We start from the raw sequence: 21,346 nt of genomic DNA on the forward strand, positions 1-21,346 counted from the left end.
CTACCCACCATCGATGGGTTTCGCTTCGCTCTACCCATCCTACGCCTACGCCGGAAACATGAGGCGTAATCGTGTTTTCCGTCCAACTCGAGGCCGGCATCCTTCGCCGACGCCTGTCCCTCTAATCGGCTCTCAGCCGCTTTCCATCGACTTCGATCAGGCGGTCCAAGCGAATCTCCAACCCGCTCTTCAACTTCAGGAATTCCTCCTTGTCCCTGGCGTAAATATCCTCGATTCGGTCCTCGACGGTAACGGGATCGCCGGACGCGTCCCGATAAGTGATCGGGCACGTACGGCGTCTCACCGCGAGCGTTTCCAGTTCGTCGTGGAAATCGCAGCTGATGGGTTGGTAATGATCCGTCACCGGAATGGCTCAGTGATGGGTATAGTCATGGAAGGATTTCTGAAAAAGCGGCGTCAGGGTTTCCCACAAGACTTCGCTTCCTTGCGCGATGAAATACGAGTCGCCGGGTGTCAGATAAGTGATTGTTCCCGCTGAATCTGTGATTTTGAGCACCCCGTGAATGACTTGCATGTGCTCGTCGAACGGGAAGACGATCCGGATCCTGGCTTGTCCGATCTGCTCGAAAACCCCGTGCACGGTAGTGTCGTCCGGAGGAGGTGGCGCGTCGAACCGCATCTTGATGGTCGGATTGCCCTTCAACACTGTTCCGCCTAGCGCCGGTATCTGGGAAGTGACATCCACGAAATCGGAATCGTCGACGATCCGTCCCATCTTGTAGATCATTACGCCGGTATTGGATGTGTTGGAGCCTTGAACGCCCTCAGTCGTGTCTGTGGTGCCGGCCCAACCATGACTAGCATAAAGGATCAAACCGGAAGCCATGGAAATCGCAATGCGCGAGATGGATTTTTGAGACTTCATCGATACCCTCCCTGAGTTTCCTTCGATTGCTGTTGAGCAAGAACTAGCGGTTCCTTCGAAGAAAGGAACGCGACGGAAGGGTATATATCCCAAAAGGGCTTGTCAGGCAAGCGGACGTCCGGGCCGCCTGAGCCGGCTGTATGACCGATCGTTGACTCGGCCGATTGGCGGATATGCCGGTTACTTCTCGCTGTGGTCGACGTAGATCAGACGATCGGTCGCAAATCCGAGCGCTTCGGCTTTCGTGACCAGGTGGTGTAGTACAGAGGATTCCAGTGTCTTCTCTCTCGCCAATATCCACAAATACGATCGGGTGGGGCCGGAAACGAGGGCGTAGGAGTAGTTCTCCTTGTCCAGATCGATAATGTTATAGCCGCCGTAAAAAGGCCCGAAAAACGAAACCTTCAGCCGGCCGATGTTCGGACTTTCCACGAAATAGGCTTTGCCTGTCGCTTCCCGCCATTCCTGCTTTCGGGAGTCGAAGCCCCGGTTGACCACCTTTATGCCGCCGTCCTCCCGAAGGCCATAAGTCGCGGTGACGCGGGTCAGGCCCCGTTCGAACGAGTGGTCGAGGCGCGCGATTTCGTACCAGGCGCCGAGATACCGGCTCAGTTCAAAGCCATGAACGGGCGAAACGCCTTTGGGGATACCGGCGCATCCCGCGAGAAATAGGGTGGACAGGAGTGCCAGCAGTTTCATTGACCGTGATTCAGCCGAATGGCCTTATAGAAGAACCACCCGGAAAACCCGGCAAACGCCATGGCGGCGGCCAGGGACGCCCAGACGGGCAGGGTGAAAGGACCAAAGCTTACCAGCCATCCGGCGACAAGCGATACGGCGAGGATGCCGGCCATAATGGCGAAGACTCCTCCGCCGAGGAGCAGCATTCCGCTGATACCCGATTCAGCGAGGTCCAACGTGAAATCCGCTTCATCCTCCTCCCGCTGTTGGCCGGTTGACTCGACCTGTTTGAGTTTGAGCGCTTTCTTGCGCACTTTATCCCGTTCCCGGGCCTTGGCGCTCTGCTGTTTCTTGTAAAGCTCGATGCCTTTGGCGATACCTTGCGCCACCAACTTGGTTTGTTCCTTGGTTTGCCCCGGCTTCTGGATACTCCTCGCGACCTTGAGCGCTTCTTCCTGGATGCTTTCGTTGATTTGAGTCTGAATCGACGGTCGAGAATCGGTCTTGGACATGGTGTTTCAGAAGAATGAATTTAATTTCCTCACGTTAGTCCAGGAATGGGGCGTTTGACAATTGCTTTCATAAAGCGAGCCGGATTCAAACGGGTTGCCTCGGCCATCCCGGAGGTCTATTTATTCAAGGTATCGATCTCCCGGAGCTTATTACTCGTGATTTCAAAACCCGCAATCGACGCCGAACGGATTCGAAAGGCCGTGCAATCGGGCAAGGCAGCCGATGCCGAAAGCGGCGGTTTGCGCTATGTCCGATTCGTTCACGATTTCGAGGATATTGCGCGCGGCACCGTCATCTTCGACGAAGGAACCGTTTACGGCTATCCGGCCATCGGGCGGCTGCTCGCGCTGCGAACCGGGCTCGCGAAGCAACTTTCCGGTCCTTTCTGGATGGAGGAGAAAATCGACGGTTTCAACATCCGTGTGACCCGAATTCAGAGCAGCCCCATCGCCCTGACCCGCGGCGGTTACGTTTGCCCGTTTACCACCGATCGCCTGCCGGATCTGCTCGACACGGCGATTTTCGACGACCAGCCGGATTTGGTGCTGTGCGCCGAGGTCGCGGGGCCGGACAATCCCTATATAGAGAGCGCGCCGCCGTTCATTTCGGAAGACGTGAGGCTGTTCGTGTTCGACCTGATGCGGCGGAACAGCCCGCGCTTTCTGCCCCAGGACGAGAAAATGGAGCTGATCCGCCGGTACGCCCTGCCGTCGGTCGAGATCTTCGGAAGTTTCGAAACCAGCGATATAAAACCCATTTCGGACATCCTGAAGCAACTCGACGAGGAAGGCCGCGAAGGCGCCGTGTTCAAGGAGGATTCGCCCCGCCAGCGGCGCACCAAACATGTCACCGGCAGCGCCAATCTTTCGGACATCCGAACCAGCGTCTACAGCCTTCTGGATTTGTCGCCCGAGTATTTCACCAGCCGAATTCTGAGACTGGCATTGTTTGTCGACGAGCAGGAGCTGGAAGGATTCGACGATTTGAACCGGCGGGCCGGGGCGGCATTCCTGGACGGTTTGCAGGAAGCCATCCGGCAGCACCGCAGCGAAGGCCGGGTTTCCCACCGCTTCCGCTGCCGTTTCCGCGATCCGGAAAACGCCCGCCGCTTGATCAAATATCTGAAACGGGCCTCGGGCCACGTTCAGGTCGTCCAGCGGGAGTTGAAGCCGGAGGGCGGATTCTGGCTACTGGAGTTCGACCGCATCTATCCGTCGCTGAACGGTCTATTGAGCGACTGGCTGGCCGGGAAAGTGGTGTTCGATTAGCGTTTCCAGAACGCTGCGGAGGTTTTCCGGCATCAGGATTTTTACGCCGACCTTGTCGGCCCATTTCCGAAGTCCCTCGTCGGCGGATATCAGGACGCCGTCCAATTCGTACGCCAGCAGCAGCACGTCCATGTCTTCGCGGCTGTCGATGATGCCCTGCCGCAGCGCTTCCCGGTAACGCTCCCTGAGCCGATTGATGACCCGTCCCGCGTCCTGGATTTCGCCGGTTTCCCGGGCGGCCTTGGCGTATTCCTCGGCGATGTGCTGGCCGCGGTCGATGCGCTTGCGCACTTCTTCGATGAGTTCGTAAACGATCTGGGCGGGAATCTGCAAGTTGAACTTGCGCGGCGAGCGGATGCGTACGCTGGCCTCGAAAGCCGGCGGCAGTTCGCCCATGTTTTTCATGAGGCGGAGCTCGTCGTACACCGAGCGCGGCATGAAACATTCGACGGACGTCTGGCGGACCAGTTCGAGAAAGCCGAGTATGGCGCTCGGCGAATCGACGCCGAATTGGGTGTAGATGTCGGGATTGGTGAAAACGCTGGTATCGAGGACGAAGCGCTCGGTCATGGCGGCTCCTGCGCGGGTTTTGGAAGGTTATAGCCAACCGGGTTGCGAACCGTCAACCGTTACTGCATGCGATTCGTGACCGGCGAGCAATGCTTTTCATTACCCTTGGAATCACCCCGGCCGCACACGTTGCAAACCTGGCATAAGGGGAATATGTTGAATCCGGCGGCCTAAGCCTGAGGAGAATGCCCCGAGTGCGGACGTATCCGCTTATTCACTGAGAGGAGTTGCATGAATCTGGAAAAAGTCGTCTTTGGTTTCTTCATCGTTCTCGCCGCCACGCTCAACTTTGGCTTCTTCGTCGGCGAAATCGACAAGCCTCATCTTCATCATGTCTCCGAGTTGTTCGCCGCCATCGTGGTGAATCTGATCGCCACCGTGCTCAAGTTCGGCGATCGCACGCAGATCGGCGCGATTCATCTGGCCACCAGCCTGGTGGCCGACCTTCAGTTGATCGCCGCGGCCGTGGACTGGGGCTATGCGGTTTATATGTCGGCCGAGGGGCTGACGCCCGGAGCCATGGCCAGCGTGGTTTCGCTTGCCGGCGGTGCGATGCTCGCCAATCTCATTTCGGTGACGATGCTGATCGCCGAGACGGTAATGCTGCGCCGATGAATACAAGCCCGATAAACACCGCCTTTTTTGTCGCGCTCCGCCACATGCGGGCGCCGCTGATCTTCTTGATCGGGATCTTTGCGATTTCGGTGGGCGGGCTGGTGCTGATTCCCGGTGTCGATGCGCAAGGAAATCCCTGGCGGATGGATTTCTTCCATGCGCTTTATTTCATCAGTTACACGGCAACGACCATAGGCTTCGGCGAAATTCCCTACACCTTCACCGACGCGCAGCGGCTTTGGGTCATCTTCTGCATTTTCCTGTCCGTGATCGGCTGGGCCTACGTCATCAGCAAGCTGTTTGCCGTGATTCAGGACCGCGGTTTCAAACAGGCGCTGACCGGACAACGCTTCGCCCGTTCGGTAAGAAGGCTGGGAGAACCTTTCTATCTGATTTGCGGTTACGGTGAAACCGGCCAGTTGCTGGCCCGTTCGCTGGATTATCTGAACATCCCGTTCGTGGTGATCGACATCGATCCCGAGCGTATCGACGAACTCGATTTGCAGGATTATCTATTCGATGCGCCAGGCCTGGCCGGAGATGCCCGGCTGCCGAACAATTTGATCATGGCCGGCTTGACCCACCCGAACTGCGTGGGCGTCATCGCCCTCACCAACGACGACTCCGCCAATCTCGCCGTCGCCATCGCGGTACGGCTGTTGAATCCGGAGATTCCCGCATTGTGCCGGGCGACGACGGTCGACGTGGCCGCCAACATGGCATCCTTCGGTACTCGGCACATCATCGATCCGTTCGAGAAATTCGCGGAATATCTCGCGCTGGCGATACGGTCTCCCGGCTCCTACCGACTGCTCGAATGGCTGACAGGGCTGCCGGGCACGGAACTGGCCGCCGAGCGGGTGCCGCCTCGCGGGAATTGGCTGGTGTGCGGCTACGGGCGATTCGGGCAGGCGATCGTTCGTCATATCACGCACGAACAGTTGGACGTAACCCTGATCGACCCGAAGCCGCCCAGCCGCGAAACGGCTCTGCCTTGGGTTCTCGGCGTGGGCACGCGCGCCGAGACGCTGTGCGAGGCCGGGGTGAACGGCGCGGTGGGCATCGTCGCCGGTACCGACGACGACATCAACAACTTGTCGATCGTGGTCACGGCGCGCGAGCTCAACCCCAATCTATTCGTGGTGCTCAGGCAAAACCTGCAGGCAAACCGCGAATTGTTCACGGCTTTCGATTCCGATTTCACGGTGGTTCCGAGCGAAATCATCGCGCACGAATGCCTGGCGATCCTGACGACGCCGCTGCTGTCGCGCTTTCTCGCGATCGTGAAGCGCAAGGACGATGCCTGGGCCGACGATGTCATCGCCCGGATTTCCGCCGTCACCGGGACGCTCGTTCCCGCCGTCTGGAGCGTGACCCTCGATTCTCGGCAGGCCCCGGCCGTCGCGGAGATGATCCACCGCTCAGCGATTGGTTTGGACAGCCTGATGCGCGATCCCGTCGACCGGAATCGGCATCTGCCCTGTATCCCGTTGATGGTGGTGCGGAGCGCCGAGGACATCGAGATTCCTGCGCCGGAGCTCATGCTGCGCGAGGGTGACAGCATCCTGTTTGCCGGGATGTCGTCGGCCATTCCGGACCAGCAGTCGATACTCCGCAATCTCAATGTCCTGAATTACGTTTTGTTCGGCACGGAGGTTGCCAGCAGCTGGCTTTGGCGAAAGCTGACCGGCGCCGAGGCGGGACTCTAAGGGTACAGTCCATCTTGGCCACCTGGTGGACGGACCGTTTGCCGCTATGACAGACTTTTTCGATTGACGACCCTGCGAGAAGACATACCGATGACCATTCACCCTGACGCACTGCGGCAATCCATCGATGAATTTTGGGACCGAGAGATCCTGCCGACGCTCATCGATTACATCAAGATCCCCAACCTGTCGGTTGCGTTCGATCCTGACTGGCAGGCGAACGGCCACATGGAACGGGCGCGCCGGCTGGCGGTGGACTGGCTGAACGCGCATCCTGTTCCGGGCTGGACCCTGCACGATCTCAGCATTCCCGGCCGGACGCCGCTGCTGCTCCTGGACATTCCGGGGGATTTGGACAAAACCGTGCTGATCTACGGCCATCTGGACAAGCAGCCGGAAATGGAAGGCTGGCACGAGGGTTTCGGGCCGTGGACGCCGGTGCTCAAGGACGACAAGCTCTACGGGCGGGGCGGCGCGGACGACGGTTATGCGCTGTTTGCCGCGGTTGCCGCCTTGAAAGCGCTGGAAGGGCGAAAGCGCCCTCGCATCGCGATTCTGATCGAGTTCTCGGAAGAAAGCGGATCGCCCGATTTGCCGCCTTATCTCGAACGCTATGCCCATCTGATCGGCAAGCCCGAGTTGGTGATCGCGCTCGATTCCGGAGCCGGCGACTACGAGCGGCTTTGGTCGACCACCTCGCTGCGCGGCCTGGTGAGCTGTATCGTCGACGTGAAGGTGCTGACGGAATCCGCCCATTCGGGCATCGCCAGCGGCATCGTCCCTTCGTCCATGCGGATCATGCGCCAGTTGCTGGACCGCCTGGAAGACGCGGCGACCGGCGGCATTCGCCTGCCGGAACTCAAGGCGGAGATTCCGGTTCAACGGCGGGAACAGGCGAAAGCGGCGGCGGCGATACTGGGCGGCGGCCTGCTCGAAAGTTTCAGCGCGGTGCCGACGCTCCGTCCGGTGAGCGACGATCCGGCCGAACTGCTGCTCAACAGTACCTGGCGTCCAACGCTTTCGGTAGTCGGGCAGGGCGGCATGCCGCCGCTGCAATCGGCCGGCAACGTGCTGCGCGCGCACACCGCTTTCAAGCTGTCCTTCCGCCTGCCGCCGACGGTGGACAGCCTAAAGGCCCAGGACGTCATCCGGCGCGTGCTGACCGCCGAGCCGCCTTACGGCGCCGAGATTTCCGTCGAATTCGAGCAGGCCGGAACCGGCTGGGACGCCCCCGCCCTGGCGCCCTGGCTGGAGCGGGCCACGAGCGAGGCCTCGCAAACCTTCTACGGCCACGATGCGGCCTATCTGGGGCTGGGCGGCAGCATTCCCTTCATGGGCATGCTCGGCGAGCAATTCCCCGAAGCCCAATTCCTGATTACCGGCGTTCTGGGCCCCAAGAGCAACGCCCACGGGCCTAACGAGTTTCTGCACATTCCCTATGCGAAGAAGCTGACGGCGTGCGTGGCATATATTCTGGCGAGATACTCGGAGTTGGCGGGCTGAATATCCAGCCGTCCAAATGTGTAGTCTGGCTTGAGCAACGAAACCCGGCAATTTCGCGGGGTTGCCGGGATTCCCTCTTCATTCCGGGGTGCTTTTGGGACACGTGGGAGTCGTAGGTCGGCAATCCCTTGCCGATGAAGCCGTCGGGAAAGGATTCCCGACCTACTTGGTGGCCCGGTTTTGTAGGTCGGCAATCCCTTGCCGACAGACCCGCTGGGGGCCCTCCAATAAGCAGAAGAATGCTCTCGCCGTCCCCGGAGCGGGGCCGACCGGCCGAGATCTTCAGCCGATAACCGACTCCGGATTCCGTCAGAAGCGACTTCGAATCGGTGGGTTACGCTTCGCTAACCCACCCTACGATTGGAGCCGTTTCCATTCGGACGTAAGGATCGATTGCAAATGGCCTAGTGTGGGAGCGGGCTTTAGCCTGCGATAAATCGCTCGATCGCGGGCTAAAGCCCGCTCCCACAGCTACCTCCGTCGGAAACCAACTCTTACGCGCGAATCGAACTCCGACAGTTTGATTGATGCGTCAGCCGCCATCAGTAGAGCGCAGTCGGCCGGCCGACACCGGCAGCCGATAACCGACTCCGGATTCCGTCAGAAGATGTTCTGGCTTGGCGAGATCGACCTTTAGCTGACCGGTCGCGAATTGTCCGGCCCCGATGCCGCCGCAGTCGAGGCCATCGCCCGGCAGGCCGTGAAAGACGGCACCGTACCGCTGCACCCGGAACCCGGCAGCTATCCCGTCCGCGATCCCCTCCGGAACCGCCGGGAATTCGCCGTCCTCCTCGGTTATTGGTGGCAACCGCCTCCGGAGCTGGAGCGGTATTACCCGACCCTCGAAGAGGACGGCGCCGCCTCGGCGATCGCCGACGACGGCACCGAAATATGGATTTACTCTTCGCCGAAACGGCTCGGCGTTGGAGAAGGGCTACTGCTCCGGACCGGATAGTGAAGAGCAGGGCGCCGGCGATCATTCGCTCCTTGCCGAGTTGATGCGGCAAAGCCACGAGCCCACGGGAAAACGGCCCGATAATCGAAGGCTGGGGTCGCCGACCGATCAATTGGGCCGGATTCCGCGAAGGCCCCGGCTTGGTTACGGAGATAGCGATGTACCGAATGCGATTTCCGCGATCGTTTACCGCATGCGATCAGGCGCCCATCGTCTCGTCCATTTGCGCCAATGGACGTGCCGCCTCCCGCAGGGCATCGAACGCGTCGTCCAGAGGCACCGCCTTGTAAGAGGCCAATCGGCCGACGGCGCGCAAGGGCACGAGCACGTCCTTGGTTTCATCTTCACAATTAATCCATAGCGCCTCGAAATTGAGAGCAGGCACACGGAACATTCTCAGTTCACATTCCTCGCCGATCTGTTTAACCGTTGCCAGCGCTTCCGCCATGCCACGCGCGAAGGGTTCCAGATGGTTCTTCGATGCGGACATCTGCAGCAGGCGTGGTTGTTCCTCTTCGCTGACATCGAAGAAAGCCTGTGGCGTGTCGCCGGATATTTCATAGACACGAATACCGATCGCGTGGGGTGCCGGAGCTCGATCGGCGACCAATGAATCCAAGCCGACCGAATAGATGCGATGGGCCATTCCAAGGGAGGCACGTCCTTCCTGCAAGGCATCGCGCATGTTCCCGGTGAACGTCATATCTTGCTTCAAGCTCAACAGCGGTCGAGCTTCCCATATCCGGCGGAGAATTGGTTCTTTGGGAATCAATAGTTTAATCGGCATCTTGAAGTAACTCTTGGTGAAGTAGGTGTGCGTCCAAGTTCCGCTGCCTTGGTAGTTACTGGCGAACTCCGAGACGGCAAGATGGCTATTGCCGTAGATCGGGTCATCAATATCGAAGTATTCGACACCGCCAACAAGGCTATAGCCGCAGATCACCATGAAGTGGCCACCACCCCCGTTCCAGCCAACCCGCGCGCCGACGGGTCGTCCGGCATCGATTTCATCGCGTATCTGCTGAAAGCTGGCCTGTCCCATCATACTGACAAAATTATCGGTACGCGTCAGCGCCCGATCGAGATACCACGGAACGTTACACGCCGGTGGGACCGTGCTGTTGCAGCAATCGCTTCGTCCCAACTCGCTGCTCGCGACGCGGCACTGCGTCCATGTGCTCGTGAGCCAATAAAAGTGAGACACGCTTGTTGCCGTCGCGGCCCAACACCAGTTGGATTCGGTCTGCGCCTGCATCTCAAAGGCCAATTGCTTTGATGCGAAGAGCTTTCCCAGAATGCTCACCTCCCGTAACAGAGAGCTGTACGGGCGACTTGTAGCCAGTGTGAAGGATGCATTCATACCTCATTTCCTCCTAATCAATGGTGGGCAAGGTCCCCAGCTGAGGCACGTGCCATGATGGCCCGGGCCAAAGCCGGGGATGCTTAACGCTAACTCGGACGTTCGCCGAGTCGCCGGGCAGGGCTACCCCGCTAGGGGTTCTATCTCTTGCGAAACAAGCCTTCCCGGTCGGTCGGCGGTTAAAAGAAGCACATTGCTCCGATACGAGAGCGGATTCACGAAACCCGCCGGTTACGATGCGCTTCGGGCGTGTCTGTTCAATACCCGCTCTATCGTTCGGGGAGGCTTGATGGCAACACGGGGATATTCCGTCAAGTCAACGCCGAACACGTTCACGCTCGGGTCGGAGGAAAATTCCAGGGATGTCGCCGGTTCGTCCGATACCGTGTTATCCAGGATCGCATCGAGATTGTTATTGGCGTCTTGATACGACACTGCTTGTGCCTTGTCCAGAAACGCCACGAACTGCTTGTAGTCATCGGAGGTCGGGTCCAATATCGATGCCTTCAAGCCGGTGACGTAGTACTCGTACTTGAAGTCGAAGGTCAATTTCTCCACCGTTGCACAACTGGACGTGAAGGCATGCTGGGAGGAGTCGACCGAGATGTAGTAGTACTTGATCTTGGGGAAGTAGACGGTGGTCTGGTCCGAAGCATCTACGGGAACCGCTTCGTGACATTGACCGAGCAAGGCGGTCGCATAATGCCTGGACTTGTCGTCCCAACTCGCCCGCAGGGATTGTCCGACTCCTTGCACAAACTTCACGACATCACTCACGATGCTCTCGGGAGCCGCGGCCGCGTCGAATAGAAGCTTGATCAGCGAGGTGCTGAACTCGGTGATGACCTGAGTTACAGAGTAGGTCTCCGTTGTGACCCTGTAATTCGTGAGTCCGCCGGCCTGAGTCAGCAGAAATTGCATATAATGGGTCACGGCGGCGTCCCACTGCGTTTTCGGCACGCTGTCTCCCGGCAGAACCTTGCCGGGGTTCTTCTGTAGATAGCCGAAAACCTTGATTCGCAGGGTCGCGAAGAAGTTGGAAACTTTGTCGCAGACCTCCCGTCCGGTTTTGTATTCCGGGTTGCTGGTAACGAAAGAGCTGGACATGTTTACGAACGAGATCAGTCCATCCGAGTCCTGGAAGGCCGATTGGTCCGTGGCGAGGACTGCGTCTAAAGCCGCGTGGGGGCCGGCGGCGATGATTTGATCCAGTTCAGCCAAGGACATGGTCGATACGGCACTCAGCTTCAACGCGCCGCCATGGGTGCTTTCACCTGCTTCCACGACCTCTACCCACGTTTCTTCCACCTGGAATAGCAGCCTGTCACTTTTACCTTTTCCGTGCGTTCCACTCGGGTATATTTCTACATAATTGTTCTTGCCCGCCAATTTTCTGGCGTCTATTCCTTTCTTCCTCAAAAGAGAAAGCCACTGCGACATGTAGTCGGGTTGTCTCTTGGTATCAAGGCAAAGCTGCGCAATTTCGCGCAACACCTCCTTTGCCTTCCCTTCGTCTTGAAGAGACCTGTCAATCTGTTTTTCGATCTTCGCCACATCCGTCCGATTCTCATAGGTACACATATCAACCTCCGAAATGTTGCGGCGCTTGGTCCATAAATTAAGCTCCCTCGAAGCGCCCTTTAGCGGCGGAGCCTAATGCGTTAGCCTGGAGGTGCTGAACTTCCGCCGGAGAGGAAATGTCCAGCGCATCTTCAGAACGCGCTGACAAACTAACTCGGCCGCAACGAGATATCGGTACGCTGGCGTACCCAATGCAAAAAAAATTGGAATCGAACGGATGATTTTGACGCTGCAAGCATGCTGTTAGTCCTGTCTGCACGGTTAAACAGGACTGGCGTATCCGCGCTACCGCAGCAACCGGCCGCTCCCCTTCCGCAGTGCCCGGGCCACGCCCCCTAATGGGCGCCGATTGTTCCGGCGTTCCCGACTCCTTAATGACGGATGGCGTTTCCAACCCGTCGCGATTTTGCTTCCTGGTTGACGGCCCAATAGCATTCACAAACGGCCGCTTCCAAGCCCGACCGGTCCAAAACCGTGATTCGGCCCCGGTAGCAAACAATCAGTCCCATTTCCTGCAAATGGCCCGCAGCGACGGTGACGGTCGCCCGGCGGCCGCCCAGCATGTTGGCAATGCCGTCCTGCGTCACGGCTATCTCGTTAGACGAGAGTCGGTCGAGGCGCAGGAGCAACCAGCGACATAGGCGTTGCTCCATGGAATGGAAACGATTGCACACGGCGGCTTGTGCAACCTGAGCAAGAAAGGCTTGGCTATAGCGCAACAGCACGCGCTGGAGTAGGTCGCCGCGGCAATATTCAGCATGCAGCGAGGCAAGCTTGATTCGGAATGCGTCCCCGGCGAGTGTGCAAACTTCCTGGCCTGGCGCCGTCCCCCCCAGGAAGGTGTTTAAACCCACGACGCCATCGTTGCCTATGACGCCGATTTCTACGGTCGAACCGCTGGCCAGGGTATAAATAAATGAGACAAGAGCGGTTGTTGGAAAATACAGATAAGCTTGCGTGCAAAGCGGGGTTTTCGGCGAAATTCGGGTAATCTCCAGATGGGGCGTCAGACGCTCGATCTCCCCATGGGAGAGTTGGGTAAGTAAACGATTACCGGCGACACAGGAAGACTTACGAACCTGTGAAGCTACACCCGCTCTCAATTTTGAAAGCTCCTTGGCATAAGTGGACATGTCCCTCATGTAAAGTAGCCTCGATCCGTGGCTCGGTCGGTACGCTGGAGTACCGTAAGTGTCCATTGCAGAACGGGGAGTCTCAATAACGTGATATCGGCGGCGAAGCCGCGAGACAGCTAAGCCTTATCGTCGCGTCCAATTCCACATCGCGCCCGTCGACACAATAAGCTCGTCCTCATCTTCAGGTGCGACGGAGTATGGCGAGACTGCCAAGGGGGTGAGCCGTTTCGCCACGAGCTCACGCCGCGTCCGGGAAGGTGCGGGGCATCGAAGCACCGGAAGGTCTCTCGTGCTGGATGTGCTTGATGCCGGAGCCGGTGGGCGTCAGTCTTGGAGAGTGTTGCGACCTGATCAGGCCCTGTCCCCGTCCGGGCCATTTGCGCAATCGTTTTGGGCTTCCGACGCCGCCTTGGTGAACTCGGGCTCGATTTCCGACATCCTCGGCGGGGATTCCTAAGTTGAAAAGGAGGTCAGGAAGATGGATGAGACAGGGATCGTTACCCTTTTTCCTTTCGGCGGTCGCGGCGGATTTACATAGCAACTGCACGATTTCGCGCTGAGGGGAATAAATTTCTTTGCGGTGTTCAAGATTCTACGGACCATGGCGATCGGCCGGGTCAATCGGGAGTTTGCGAAGTGCCCCGAATCTTACCGTCCGTGCTTTCTCACCGCGAAGTTGCGCTGGTTCCCAAACTCCCGTTTGGGAACCCAGTTCGAGAAGCTCCTGCTTCGCGATTCGCATGCAATTTTGAGAAGCTTGAGTTTCTCGGATAAGACTCCGAAGCGGGAGCTTGGGAGCCAGCGGAAAGAGTGTTCTTTCGGGTCGAATCATCGGTTCACGCGGACGGCCATGTCGAGCGCTCGAATCGCTTCCGCGATTCGATCCAGAAATGCCTCCGGCAAAGCCGAGAGCCGTGGCGCCTGCTCCTGCATCGAGGGCCGCGCGAGGCCGTAGAGCAGGATGCCGCGGATCGGCACGCTACGCCGTTTGAGCTCGGCCAAGAAATCCAGATACGCGTCCAGTTCCGCTTCGGAAGGTGGCTCGCCGTCGAATGCGAATAGGCAGGTTTGAATCCAGGTGGGACAAAGCCGTGCGCTGATCTCCAGATTGCGGAGCACGGTCTCCGGGGCGAGGTTGACCTGGTTGATCCGAAGCATGCCCTCGGCCGTCGCGCTGTCGACTTTGAACCAGACTTCGCCCCCGAATTCGCCCCAGCGTTTCACGCCTTTCTGCACGACGGGCTTGTGCATCAGGCTGCCGTTGCTGATCAGCACGAGCTTGATCTTGCCGAGCAGGCCGAACTCGCCGCAAACCGCGCCGATCCACTCGACGATCCGGTCGAAGGTCTTGCAGCTGGTCGGTTCGCCGTTTCCCGAGATGGCGATGTCCTTGATGGCGCGCTGTTCGTTCGGTATCCGAAACCGTTCGTAGAAATCGCCGAGCAAGATGTCGTTCAAGAATTCGAGCAGCTCTTCTCGCAGACAGTCTTCATCAATGTCGGGAGCGGCGCCGCGGGCGAGATCCGGCACCTGGCAGTAGACGCAACGCCAGTTGCAGGCATTGTTGGGGTTGAGATTGATGCCTATGGATAACCCGCCGGAGCGCCGGGAAATGACCGGGTAAACATAGGTGAGGCCGGCGCTGTCGCGGCTGTGGTTCGTGGTGGTGAGTTGACGCATGAATTGACGGGAGGGTTTGCTCATTAGTCAGGCGTGATGTTTACAAGTTTCTTGAAATACTACCTTCCCCGCAATCGATTTTGCCCGAGCCCAAGGCCTCAGCACACCGTTTTGCCGCCGTAGCCCGGTTCCGGCTCGGTGTTGAACTCAGACTCGATTTTCGACATCCTTGACGGGTTCATTAGTTGACAGGGAAGTGCAACATATGGATACAACAGGGACTGTTTCCGTTTTTCCGTTCGGCGGACGCTGCGGGTTTACCCAGGAACTGCACGATCTCGCGGTGAAAGGGATAAACTGCTTTACAGTATTCAAGATTCTACGAGCGGTGACGATAGGGCGGGTCAATCTGGAGTTTACGCAATGCCCCGAGCCTTACCGACCGAGCTTCCTTACCGCGAAGAGGCTTCGCGAGTTCGCCCTTAACCCCGAAAACGGGATGTCGGAGAGCTTCATAGAGGAAGCGCTGGCAAAAGGCGACGAGTGCTACGGCATCTGTGACGGCAATCAGCTCGCCTCTTACGGCTGGTATTCGTTTCGCCCGACGCGCATCGATCCTCCGGATCTGCTGCTGCGCTTCAACCGCGACTACGTCTATATGTACAAGGGATTCACGCATGCTCGCTATCGCGGGCAGCGGCTCCACGCGATCGGGATGACGCTGGCTCTGCAACACTATCTCGGTAAGGGATACAGGGGACTGATCTCCTACGTCGAGTCGAACAATTTCGACTCGCTCAAGTCGGTCTCGCGGATGGGATATGAGGAGTTCGGCTCGATCTATCTGATGAGGATTTTTGGCCGCTACCTCACGCATGCGAGCCGCGGCTGCGAAAGCTTTGGCTTCGCCCTCGAGGAACTGTCGGCGGAACCCGCCGGATTGTAGCGGCATCCGGCCCAACCCATTCTCTCCCAGGGAGCCGATCTACAGCGCATGCCATCGAGGTCAAAAGGAATCAGACGCGACCATTTTGCTTCCTCGGGCTGCCCATCCTTTTCGGAGCGTAGCATGAAATATCCTAGTTTCCGAAATGCAAGCGGCAGGTCCAGAAGTGACCGAATGTGTATGGTGGCGCCTTGCAGTTGCTCCAACGTATGCGAGGTAAGAACCGCAATTACCCGCATGCCGGCTTTCAAACAGGACGCTACTCCGGCCGGGGCATCCTCGAGTACGATACAGCCCTTTGGCGGGACAGGCTCGGAACCGGCGGACGCTTCATGTTCTCAACGGCCGAGGGAGTAGGTCGGTCATTGGGTATCCCCAAGGCCACGCAGCCTGTACTAAGCCGATAGTGCATCGGCCAGAGCACGCAGCAGTTTCGCGCCGTCGCCGGACCAGGCGCTGCCGTGCATGCACGCCAGGGTGGTCGGCTCGGTGGCGGCCAGCCGCTCGAGGAGCGCATGGCTATCCCGCCCGTGCGAGAAGTAATCCATTTTCTGTCGGAATGCCTCGCTGGGTCCCAGGATGTCCGTTTCCGTGACCGGGGGTAGATTCGCGCCGCCCTGCGTGAACAGATCGCCGCAGAGCAAGGTGCGGGTTCGTTCTTCCATCAGGAAGCCGCATTCCCAGGCATGGGGCAGATGGGGCGTATCGAGCCAGCGCACGCGATGTTTGCCCAAGGTCAGCATCTCTCCGTCTGCGAGCGCCCGAGGAGCCCGATCGGCCAGATCTTGGATGGAGACCATCGCCGCAACCGCACCGCACACGGGCACGGATCGAGGGGATACGGCAAGCCATTCATTGAGTGATCCACACTCGTCAGCCTCCACGTGCGAAAAAGCGATGTATCGAAGCCGTTCGACCGGCAGTATGCTCGCCACGGCTTCACGCACCAAAGGAAACATCTTTCGAGGCCCGGTGTGGAACAGCAAAGGCTCATCGTCGACGATGAGATATTGGTTGAATGTAAAGCCGTCTGCGCCTTCGATCACAACTGGCGTATTGATGCGGTAAATCCCTTCGGAAACTTCATGGACGTTGGTCCCCGATTGGCTATTCGTAACAGTCATGGCATTCTCCTTGATCCTTAATTATGCGGTTCATGATGGGAAAATAGGTCCTCGTTATCCAAGGCTGGCGATAACAGGTTAATTCGAAAAAGAGAAAAACGGTTCCTAAGCCCAGAGTCCCAATTGATCGTCCTTCTTAGACGCTTTTCTCAATGGGCTTTCCCATCACCATGATGCTTTTGTTTTCATGAAATTCTAACGACGAGTAGAAGCGCGAATGGATATTATCTCTATGGGTGGCCAGGTATATTCTTTATACTCCACTTTCTCTTAGCATTTCCTCAAGCGTCATCGTAAGAGCTGTGCCGACTTTTTCCCTTTGAATGGCTTTGCTGATACATATTTCTTTTAGGCAATAAGGCGTAGCGAAATTCCATCGCTTAACTCCTTCAAAAAGAAAGCCACATGTATCGTCGATACTTATTACCTTGATAGCGACTGCTTTAGGAAAAGCTAGAAAGTCACTCGGCTTTTCAAAGGTATTGTTCGGCGTCCATTCTTCATTCCAGGGAAACTCATGAAAACTAGCGACATATAGATCAGAACAACGGACTAAATCACCATCATCAATGTTCGAAAACATTATTTCCATCGTTTTGTTCAAGCTATTGCTTCAGTGGCGAAAAAGGGGGTAGACGCCTAAAATACCAGTATATGACCCTATTTTTTTCCGTTTTGATAACAGACCAAGTCGAACCCGCCGACGGACAATGGTAGCGCCTCGATAAAATTGACGGAAAATTTTGCAAACTTTAGCCTATTCTGAAATTCTTGCAGATAGTCCTCCATGAGTAGTTTCCAGCAACTTTTCTCCTCAAAACGCCGACCCCAAGTTAGTTGTGAGTCCTGCAGTCTCGGCAGACTCTGCATTCCGCAGGGCCTTAGCGAGCAAGAAGTGGAGTTGGTCAGCAGGATCGTGACAATCAATCGCACGCTCGGCAAAGGCGACTATCTCTATCACAGTGGGGAGTGGTTCCACCGCTTTCTGGCGCTGAAGTCCGGCACGGTCAAACTGGTTACCCTGGACGGCGCAGGCAACGAGTATGTCGTCGATTTCGTGATGCCAGGCGAACTGCTGGGCTTCGACGGACTCAGCGGAGAGCGTTATACCTGTTCCGCGATTGCTTTGGAAACGGTCAGCTACTGCGAGCTGCCGCCTCATCAGCTGGAACGGTTGGGACGGGAAATCCCCAAGCTTTCGCAGATATTGTTACAGCTTTCCGGAAGTCAATTCCAACTGGGCATCCAGCGGGTCGTCCTCAGCCGCCGCCAGGCCGACGAACGTTTGGCGGCGTTCCTGGCGCATCTTTCCGAGCGCCATCGAAAGCGAGGATTCTCGCCAACGGAGTTTCGTCTCAGCATGACCCGGCAGGAAATCGGAAATTATCTCGGTCTGGCACCGGAAACCGTAAGCCGCCTAATGAGTCAATTCGAGGCGAGCGGGCTGATCGTGGTACAAGGCAAGATGGTGCGCATACTCGACATGGACGGCTTGCTGCGATTCTGCCCACAATGATTCCTAATTCCAAATTGCTTTCAATAAGGAATTAATTTTTGTAGGGTGGGTTAGGCCGCGAGGCCGTAACCCACCGAGCGGCCTCGAATCGGTGGGTTACGCTTCGCTAACCCACCCTACAATTAATGTTCACTCGAATGCCGAATGGAATAACCCCTCGGCAGACATTCCCGCTTTCCCCCGAAAAACTGATCTGGATCAGTTTAGAGCCGCTCAGCGGCTGACCTGAAACAAAATACCCGCCATCCCCTTTCTTTATGATCTTCGCCACGGTCAGACCTCTTCAAGGTCGCGCCGTTGCAATGATCAAGAGCTGTTCGCAGCTCGTTCGACAAGAACCAAAACATATTGATTTTAGGGGAGCACACGATGGCTACTAGCGATTTCGATATACAGCAAGAGGCAAAAGCGACTCCTGCCGTCGGCGCACGGGAGAGCGATGCGCCGCTGCTCAACAAGCGCAATCTTTTCGGCGGCGTTGCACTTTACATCGCCTTCTACGTCTGGGTGCGCTGGTATGAAGGCGTGTACGGTTGGGCGGCCGGTCTGGACTCGTTTTCACCGGAATTCGAGACGTACTGGATGAACTTTCTATACACCCAGATTGTGATCGAGGTCATTGTGGCGTCTCTTCTGTGGGGGTATATCTGGAAAACTCGCGACCGCAATCTCGCCGCCGTGACGCCACGCGAGAACCTCCGCAGGAATATGACCCATCTGGTTTGGTTGTGCCTCTACGCCACGGCAGTGTACTTCGGCGGAAGTTACTTCACCGAGCAGGATGCAACCTGGCATCAGACCGTGGTGAGGGATACCGACTTTACGCCCAGCCACATCATCGAATTCTATCTGTCCTATCCGATTTACATCATCACCGGATTCGCCTCGTTTCTCTACGCAAAAACCCGTTTGCCGTACTTCAGTGTGGGCATCTCTCTTCCCTACATTGTCTTCACCGTCGGCCCGTTCATGATTCTTCCGAATGTCGGTTTGAATGAATGGGGCCACACCTTCTGGTTCATGGAAGAATTGTTCGTGGCACCGCTGCATTACGGTTTCGTCGTATTCGGCTGGTTCGCACTGGCCATCTTCGGCGTGCTCTTACAAATCATGGATTGCGCCAAACAGCTGATGGGTAAGGAAGTGTGCGATGCGATCGACGCCGGTGTGTTGAAACTTAGATAAGATATCCTCCAAGCTCGCACTTTAGTGCATGAGCAAGGCGGTTTTGCAGAGGGGGTGCAAAACCGCCTTTTTTATTCCCTCTTGCGTCATAACGCCTTTGGTATTTCTTTGGCTTCGTGCGGGTTATGGCAACGGTATTCCAATCCGCAGAAATGCCGGTCTGGCTTTTCGGCCAATGAAGAACAGTACCGGTATGCTCGCCAAAATGACTGCAACACTCGCTGGACCAAACCACGCGAATTTGTCGGTGCTGATAGATCCATCCTGCACTCCAACATACAGCAGCATGCTGCACACCGGCAGATTGAATAACAAAGCTGTTGCCGTGCCTGGCATGTATTGGCGCAACGCAATGGTTGCCAAGACATGCGGAAAGAAGACATTCAGCAGCATTGCCAACGCGTAGCCGGCTATAGCGTAGGCTGCCATGGCTTGCGGGCCTTGTATCGAGGAGAGATACGCGACTCCATAGGCAAGAAGCGCAAGGACTGCCGCAGCGAATCTGAACTCAAACGCACTCACTGGAGCGCGCCACCGACCGCCGCGCATAGACCACTTCGGTAAAAGCAGCGCTTCTTCGGCATTGTGCAGAGTGACGGCAACTGCAAATAGCCAACCAAGCGTTGAGTAGGTCATGGAAAGCTAATGCCCCGGTTCACCACCGCAGCCACCGGAGGGGACGCCGGCGAATCGCGTAGAGTTGCTTCTTGCTTTCATGCATTAGCACTCGATCCTCAAGCAGGGCAAGGTGTCCGGGACCAATCCCAAGCAGCCGCTAATCGTTCATCAGTTCAAATGACCCCAAGGGCAAAGCGCATCCGTTCAACAGAACATCGACCCGGTGCGTCCCGGTGTAATGTTTGCGCGTCGTCATCTCGGCCAAGGAAATAGTCTTCCCCAGTTGTACGGTTTCCTGAGGCGCGAGCTCGATAGTTTTCAATTTGAAAACCTTTGGACTGGTTTTTCCGTTAGCCTTCACAAAATGGACGCGGAAATCCACCAACACACGCTGCCGTTGCGAATCGGTGTTTGTGATTTCAAAGGCGATCGCCACCGAGTCCCCAATCATGGGGCGTTCAGGAGTGATGCTCGCTTTGTTTACCGATACCTTTGCATTTTTGCCGAAACCCAGAACCTCAAGAACTCCCGGTTCGGCACGCTTCACGGCTGAACGTAGCGCATGATGGATGAGCCAGCGTCTTTCATCCGTCGCATCCGTCATCCACCGGTGTGCGGTTTCGACAAGTATTAACGGATGGTCTTTACCGATATCGTTCAGATTATTTGCTACGGAACGGCGCACATAAAGTTCCGGGTCGTCCTTTAGCAATTCAAGCAGTGCCAACACCGGTCGGGGGGCTTTCTGGAAAGACCGCAGCCGGGGCGCCCACGGCAAGCGGGGACGCGTTCCCTCGGATACGAGGCGACGAACATGGGGATTTTGGTCTTTCGCCCAAATCGTAAGGCGAGCAAGCGTTGCTTCCGGATACCGCTCCAAGAATGGCCGAATGCTGAACTCGGCAGAAAATCGTTGCGTCAGCTCGTATTGGGCGTGCATCGAAACCTCGAAGTGGTCGAGCCCGTATCCCGCAACAAAGCAAACGTGCGGAAGATACAGGAACGGCGCCATTCCGAAGTTTTCGGTCTTTTCGAGTTTCGGACCGAGCGAGTTAATCAGTATCTCGACGGCCTCCGCATAGTCGTCAGGCAAATGGCGGCGAAGTGCCTGTGCGATCTTCAATCCGCGCGGCATCAGATCGAGAGCCTCGTATCCGTCAAGAGCATCTCTGACGAACGCGTCAGCAGAGAATCGATGAAATTTCGCAGATATCATCCCGGCAATTTTGCCGGGCACGTCCACTCCGAATTGATTCTTGAGCGGTTCAGCCAAGCGAAGACTCCTTGTATAAGAAACTGTTCGAATTCACCGGGTCGTTGTGAGTCGCGCGAAACGCCGCTTTGCGACGAAACCGGCGGGATGACGGCTTGGACGGCAACCTCATCGGTGATTCACCGCCAGTTTTACGCCGAACTCGACGAGCCGCACGCCGGCAAGCCGAGTCGCGGGTTCGGGATAAACTGAGTCAGGCTATTTTTGTTTGACCCCGCCTGTTTCCGTTTCAGTGAGCATAGCCACTTCGCCTAAAGAAATCTGTACCAAATTACAAACGTCTGATT

At 57.1% G+C, this 21,346-nt stretch carries 21 protein-coding genes; 8 read left to right on the forward strand and 13 right to left on the reverse strand.

What is annotated here, in order from left to right; translation table 11 throughout:
• Nucleotides 1–121: 121 nt before the first annotated feature.
• The 4 genes from B2A78_RS08010 to B2A78_RS08025 form a co-directional block, all read right to left on the reverse strand.
• Entirely contained in the window at nucleotides 122–364 is a 243-nt protein-coding gene (locus B2A78_RS08010) for a hypothetical protein (protein WP_077729424.1), read from the reverse strand.
• Between the two features lie 9 nt (nucleotides 365–373).
• Nucleotides 374–886 carry a cupin domain-containing protein gene (locus tag B2A78_RS08015; RefSeq protein ID WP_077729425.1) on the reverse strand — a complete coding sequence of 171 codons (513 nt, stop codon included), beginning with the start codon at nucleotides 884–886 and terminating at the stop codon, nucleotides 374–376.
• A gap of 180 nt (nucleotides 887–1,066) precedes the next feature.
• Nucleotides 1,067–1,585: a lipocalin family protein gene (locus B2A78_RS08020; protein WP_077729427.1), complete on the reverse strand. Its 519-nt coding sequence runs from the start codon at nucleotides 1,583–1,585 to the stop codon at nucleotides 1,067–1,069.
• Complete coding sequence (locus tag B2A78_RS08025) at nucleotides 1,582–2,079, reverse strand: DUF2956 domain-containing protein (RefSeq protein WP_143735106.1); 498 nt, start codon at nucleotides 2,077–2,079, stop codon at nucleotides 1,582–1,584. The genes B2A78_RS08020 and B2A78_RS08025 overlap by 4 nt, the downstream gene beginning before the upstream one ends.
• Before the next feature lie 156 nt (nucleotides 2,080–2,235).
• Between B2A78_RS08025 and B2A78_RS08030 the strand changes: the two genes are divergently transcribed.
• Entirely contained in the window at nucleotides 2,236–3,348 is a 1,113-nt protein-coding gene (locus B2A78_RS08030) for an RNA ligase (RefSeq protein ID WP_205780702.1), read from the forward strand.
• Here the strand turns inward: B2A78_RS08030 and B2A78_RS08035 are convergent.
• Entirely contained in the window at nucleotides 3,307–3,918 is a 612-nt protein-coding gene (locus B2A78_RS08035; RefSeq protein WP_077729430.1) for an RNA ligase partner protein, read from the reverse strand. The two genes, B2A78_RS08030 and B2A78_RS08035, sit on opposite strands and share 42 nt — an antisense overlap.
• A 231-nt stretch (nucleotides 3,919–4,149) precedes the next feature.
• Here B2A78_RS08035 and B2A78_RS08040 point away from each other — a divergent pair, with 231 nt between their 5' ends.
• From B2A78_RS08040 to B2A78_RS08055, 4 genes are all read left to right on the forward strand, one after another.
• A complete protein-coding gene (locus tag B2A78_RS08040; protein WP_077729431.1) occupies nucleotides 4,150–4,533 on the forward strand; it encodes a DUF6394 family protein in 384 nt (127 codons plus the stop codon).
• The gene (locus B2A78_RS08045; protein WP_077729432.1) at nucleotides 4,530–6,242 is read left to right on the forward strand and encodes a potassium channel protein; all 1,713 of its coding nucleotides are present in this window, start codon (nucleotides 4,530–4,532) and stop codon (nucleotides 6,240–6,242) included. The genes B2A78_RS08040 and B2A78_RS08045 overlap by 4 nt, the downstream gene beginning before the upstream one ends.
• A gap of 90 nt (nucleotides 6,243–6,332) precedes the next feature.
• Nucleotides 6,333–7,745: a M20/M25/M40 family metallo-hydrolase gene (locus B2A78_RS08050; RefSeq protein ID WP_077729434.1), complete on the forward strand. Its 1,413-nt coding sequence runs from the start codon at nucleotides 6,333–6,335 to the stop codon at nucleotides 7,743–7,745.
• Nucleotides 7,746–8,397: 652 nt separating this feature from the next.
• Nucleotides 8,398–8,700: a hypothetical protein gene (locus B2A78_RS08055; protein ID WP_077729436.1), complete on the forward strand. Its 303-nt coding sequence runs from the start codon at nucleotides 8,398–8,400 to the stop codon at nucleotides 8,698–8,700.
• A 199-nt stretch (nucleotides 8,701–8,899) separates the two neighbouring features.
• On the opposite strand, the gene B2A78_RS08060 is transcribed toward B2A78_RS08055, so the two are convergent.
• From B2A78_RS08060 to B2A78_RS08075, 4 genes are all read right to left on the reverse strand, one after another.
• Nucleotides 8,900–10,060, reverse strand: a complete 1,161-nt coding sequence (locus tag B2A78_RS08060) for a papain-like cysteine protease family protein (RefSeq protein ID WP_077729438.1) — start codon at nucleotides 10,058–10,060, stop codon at nucleotides 8,900–8,902.
• 231 nt (nucleotides 10,061–10,291) lie between these two features.
• Nucleotides 10,292–11,641: a hypothetical protein gene (locus B2A78_RS25995; RefSeq protein WP_166642561.1), complete on the reverse strand. Its 1,350-nt coding sequence runs from the start codon at nucleotides 11,639–11,641 to the stop codon at nucleotides 10,292–10,294.
• A 371-nt stretch (nucleotides 11,642–12,012) separates the two neighbouring features.
• Complete coding sequence (locus B2A78_RS08070) at nucleotides 12,013–12,783, reverse strand: helix-turn-helix domain-containing protein (protein WP_168175376.1); 771 nt, start codon at nucleotides 12,781–12,783, stop codon at nucleotides 12,013–12,015.
• Nucleotides 12,784–13,605: 822 nt separating this feature from the next.
• Entirely contained in the window at nucleotides 13,606–14,481 is an 876-nt protein-coding gene (locus tag B2A78_RS08075; RefSeq protein WP_077729442.1) for a radical SAM protein, read from the reverse strand.
• Between the two features lie 181 nt (nucleotides 14,482–14,662).
• On the opposite strand from B2A78_RS08075, the gene B2A78_RS08080 reads away from it, so the two are divergent.
• The gene (locus B2A78_RS08080; RefSeq protein WP_077729444.1) at nucleotides 14,663–15,343 is read left to right on the forward strand and encodes a hypothetical protein; all 681 of its coding nucleotides are present in this window, start codon (nucleotides 14,663–14,665) and stop codon (nucleotides 15,341–15,343) included.
• Nucleotides 15,344–15,738: 395 nt separating this feature from the next.
• On the opposite strand, the gene B2A78_RS08085 is transcribed toward B2A78_RS08080, so the two are convergent.
• Together B2A78_RS08085 and B2A78_RS08090 are read right to left on the reverse strand one after the other, a co-directional pair.
• Nucleotides 15,739–16,467 (reverse strand): MBL fold metallo-hydrolase, encoded by a 729-nt coding sequence (locus B2A78_RS08085; RefSeq protein WP_077729446.1) that lies wholly within the window; start codon nucleotides 16,465–16,467, stop codon nucleotides 15,739–15,741.
• A gap of 253 nt (nucleotides 16,468–16,720) precedes the next feature.
• Nucleotides 16,721–17,050: a hypothetical protein gene (locus B2A78_RS08090; RefSeq protein WP_143735107.1), complete on the reverse strand. Its 330-nt coding sequence runs from the start codon at nucleotides 17,048–17,050 to the stop codon at nucleotides 16,721–16,723.
• A gap of 333 nt (nucleotides 17,051–17,383) precedes the next feature.
• Between B2A78_RS08090 and B2A78_RS08095 the strand changes: the two genes are divergently transcribed.
• Complete coding sequence (locus B2A78_RS08095; protein WP_240502447.1) at nucleotides 17,384–17,983, forward strand: helix-turn-helix domain-containing protein; 600 nt, start codon at nucleotides 17,384–17,386, stop codon at nucleotides 17,981–17,983.
• 369 nt (nucleotides 17,984–18,352) lie between these two features.
• Nucleotides 18,353–19,168, forward strand: coding sequence for a bacterial ammonia monooxygenase, subunit AmoC (gene amoC, locus B2A78_RS08100; protein WP_077729452.1), 816 nt, complete (start codon nucleotides 18,353–18,355; stop codon nucleotides 19,166–19,168).
• Nucleotides 19,169–19,291: 123 nt separating this feature from the next.
• Here the strand turns inward: amoC and B2A78_RS08105 are convergent, their stop codons facing one another.
• Together B2A78_RS08105 and B2A78_RS08110 are read right to left on the reverse strand one after the other, a co-directional pair.
• Nucleotides 19,292–19,804 (reverse strand): HXXEE domain-containing protein, encoded by a 513-nt coding sequence (locus B2A78_RS08105; protein WP_077729454.1) that lies wholly within the window; start codon nucleotides 19,802–19,804, stop codon nucleotides 19,292–19,294.
• A 139-nt stretch (nucleotides 19,805–19,943) separates the two neighbouring features.
• Nucleotides 19,944–21,029, reverse strand: a complete 1,086-nt coding sequence (locus B2A78_RS08110; protein ID WP_205780703.1) for a hypothetical protein — start codon at nucleotides 21,027–21,029, stop codon at nucleotides 19,944–19,946.
• Between the last annotated feature and the right edge of the window lie 317 nt (nucleotides 21,030–21,346).

Source organism: Methylocaldum sp. 14B (genome assembly GCF_002005105.1).
Classification (GTDB): domain Bacteria; phylum Pseudomonadota; class Gammaproteobacteria; order Methylococcales; family Methylococcaceae; genus Methylocaldum.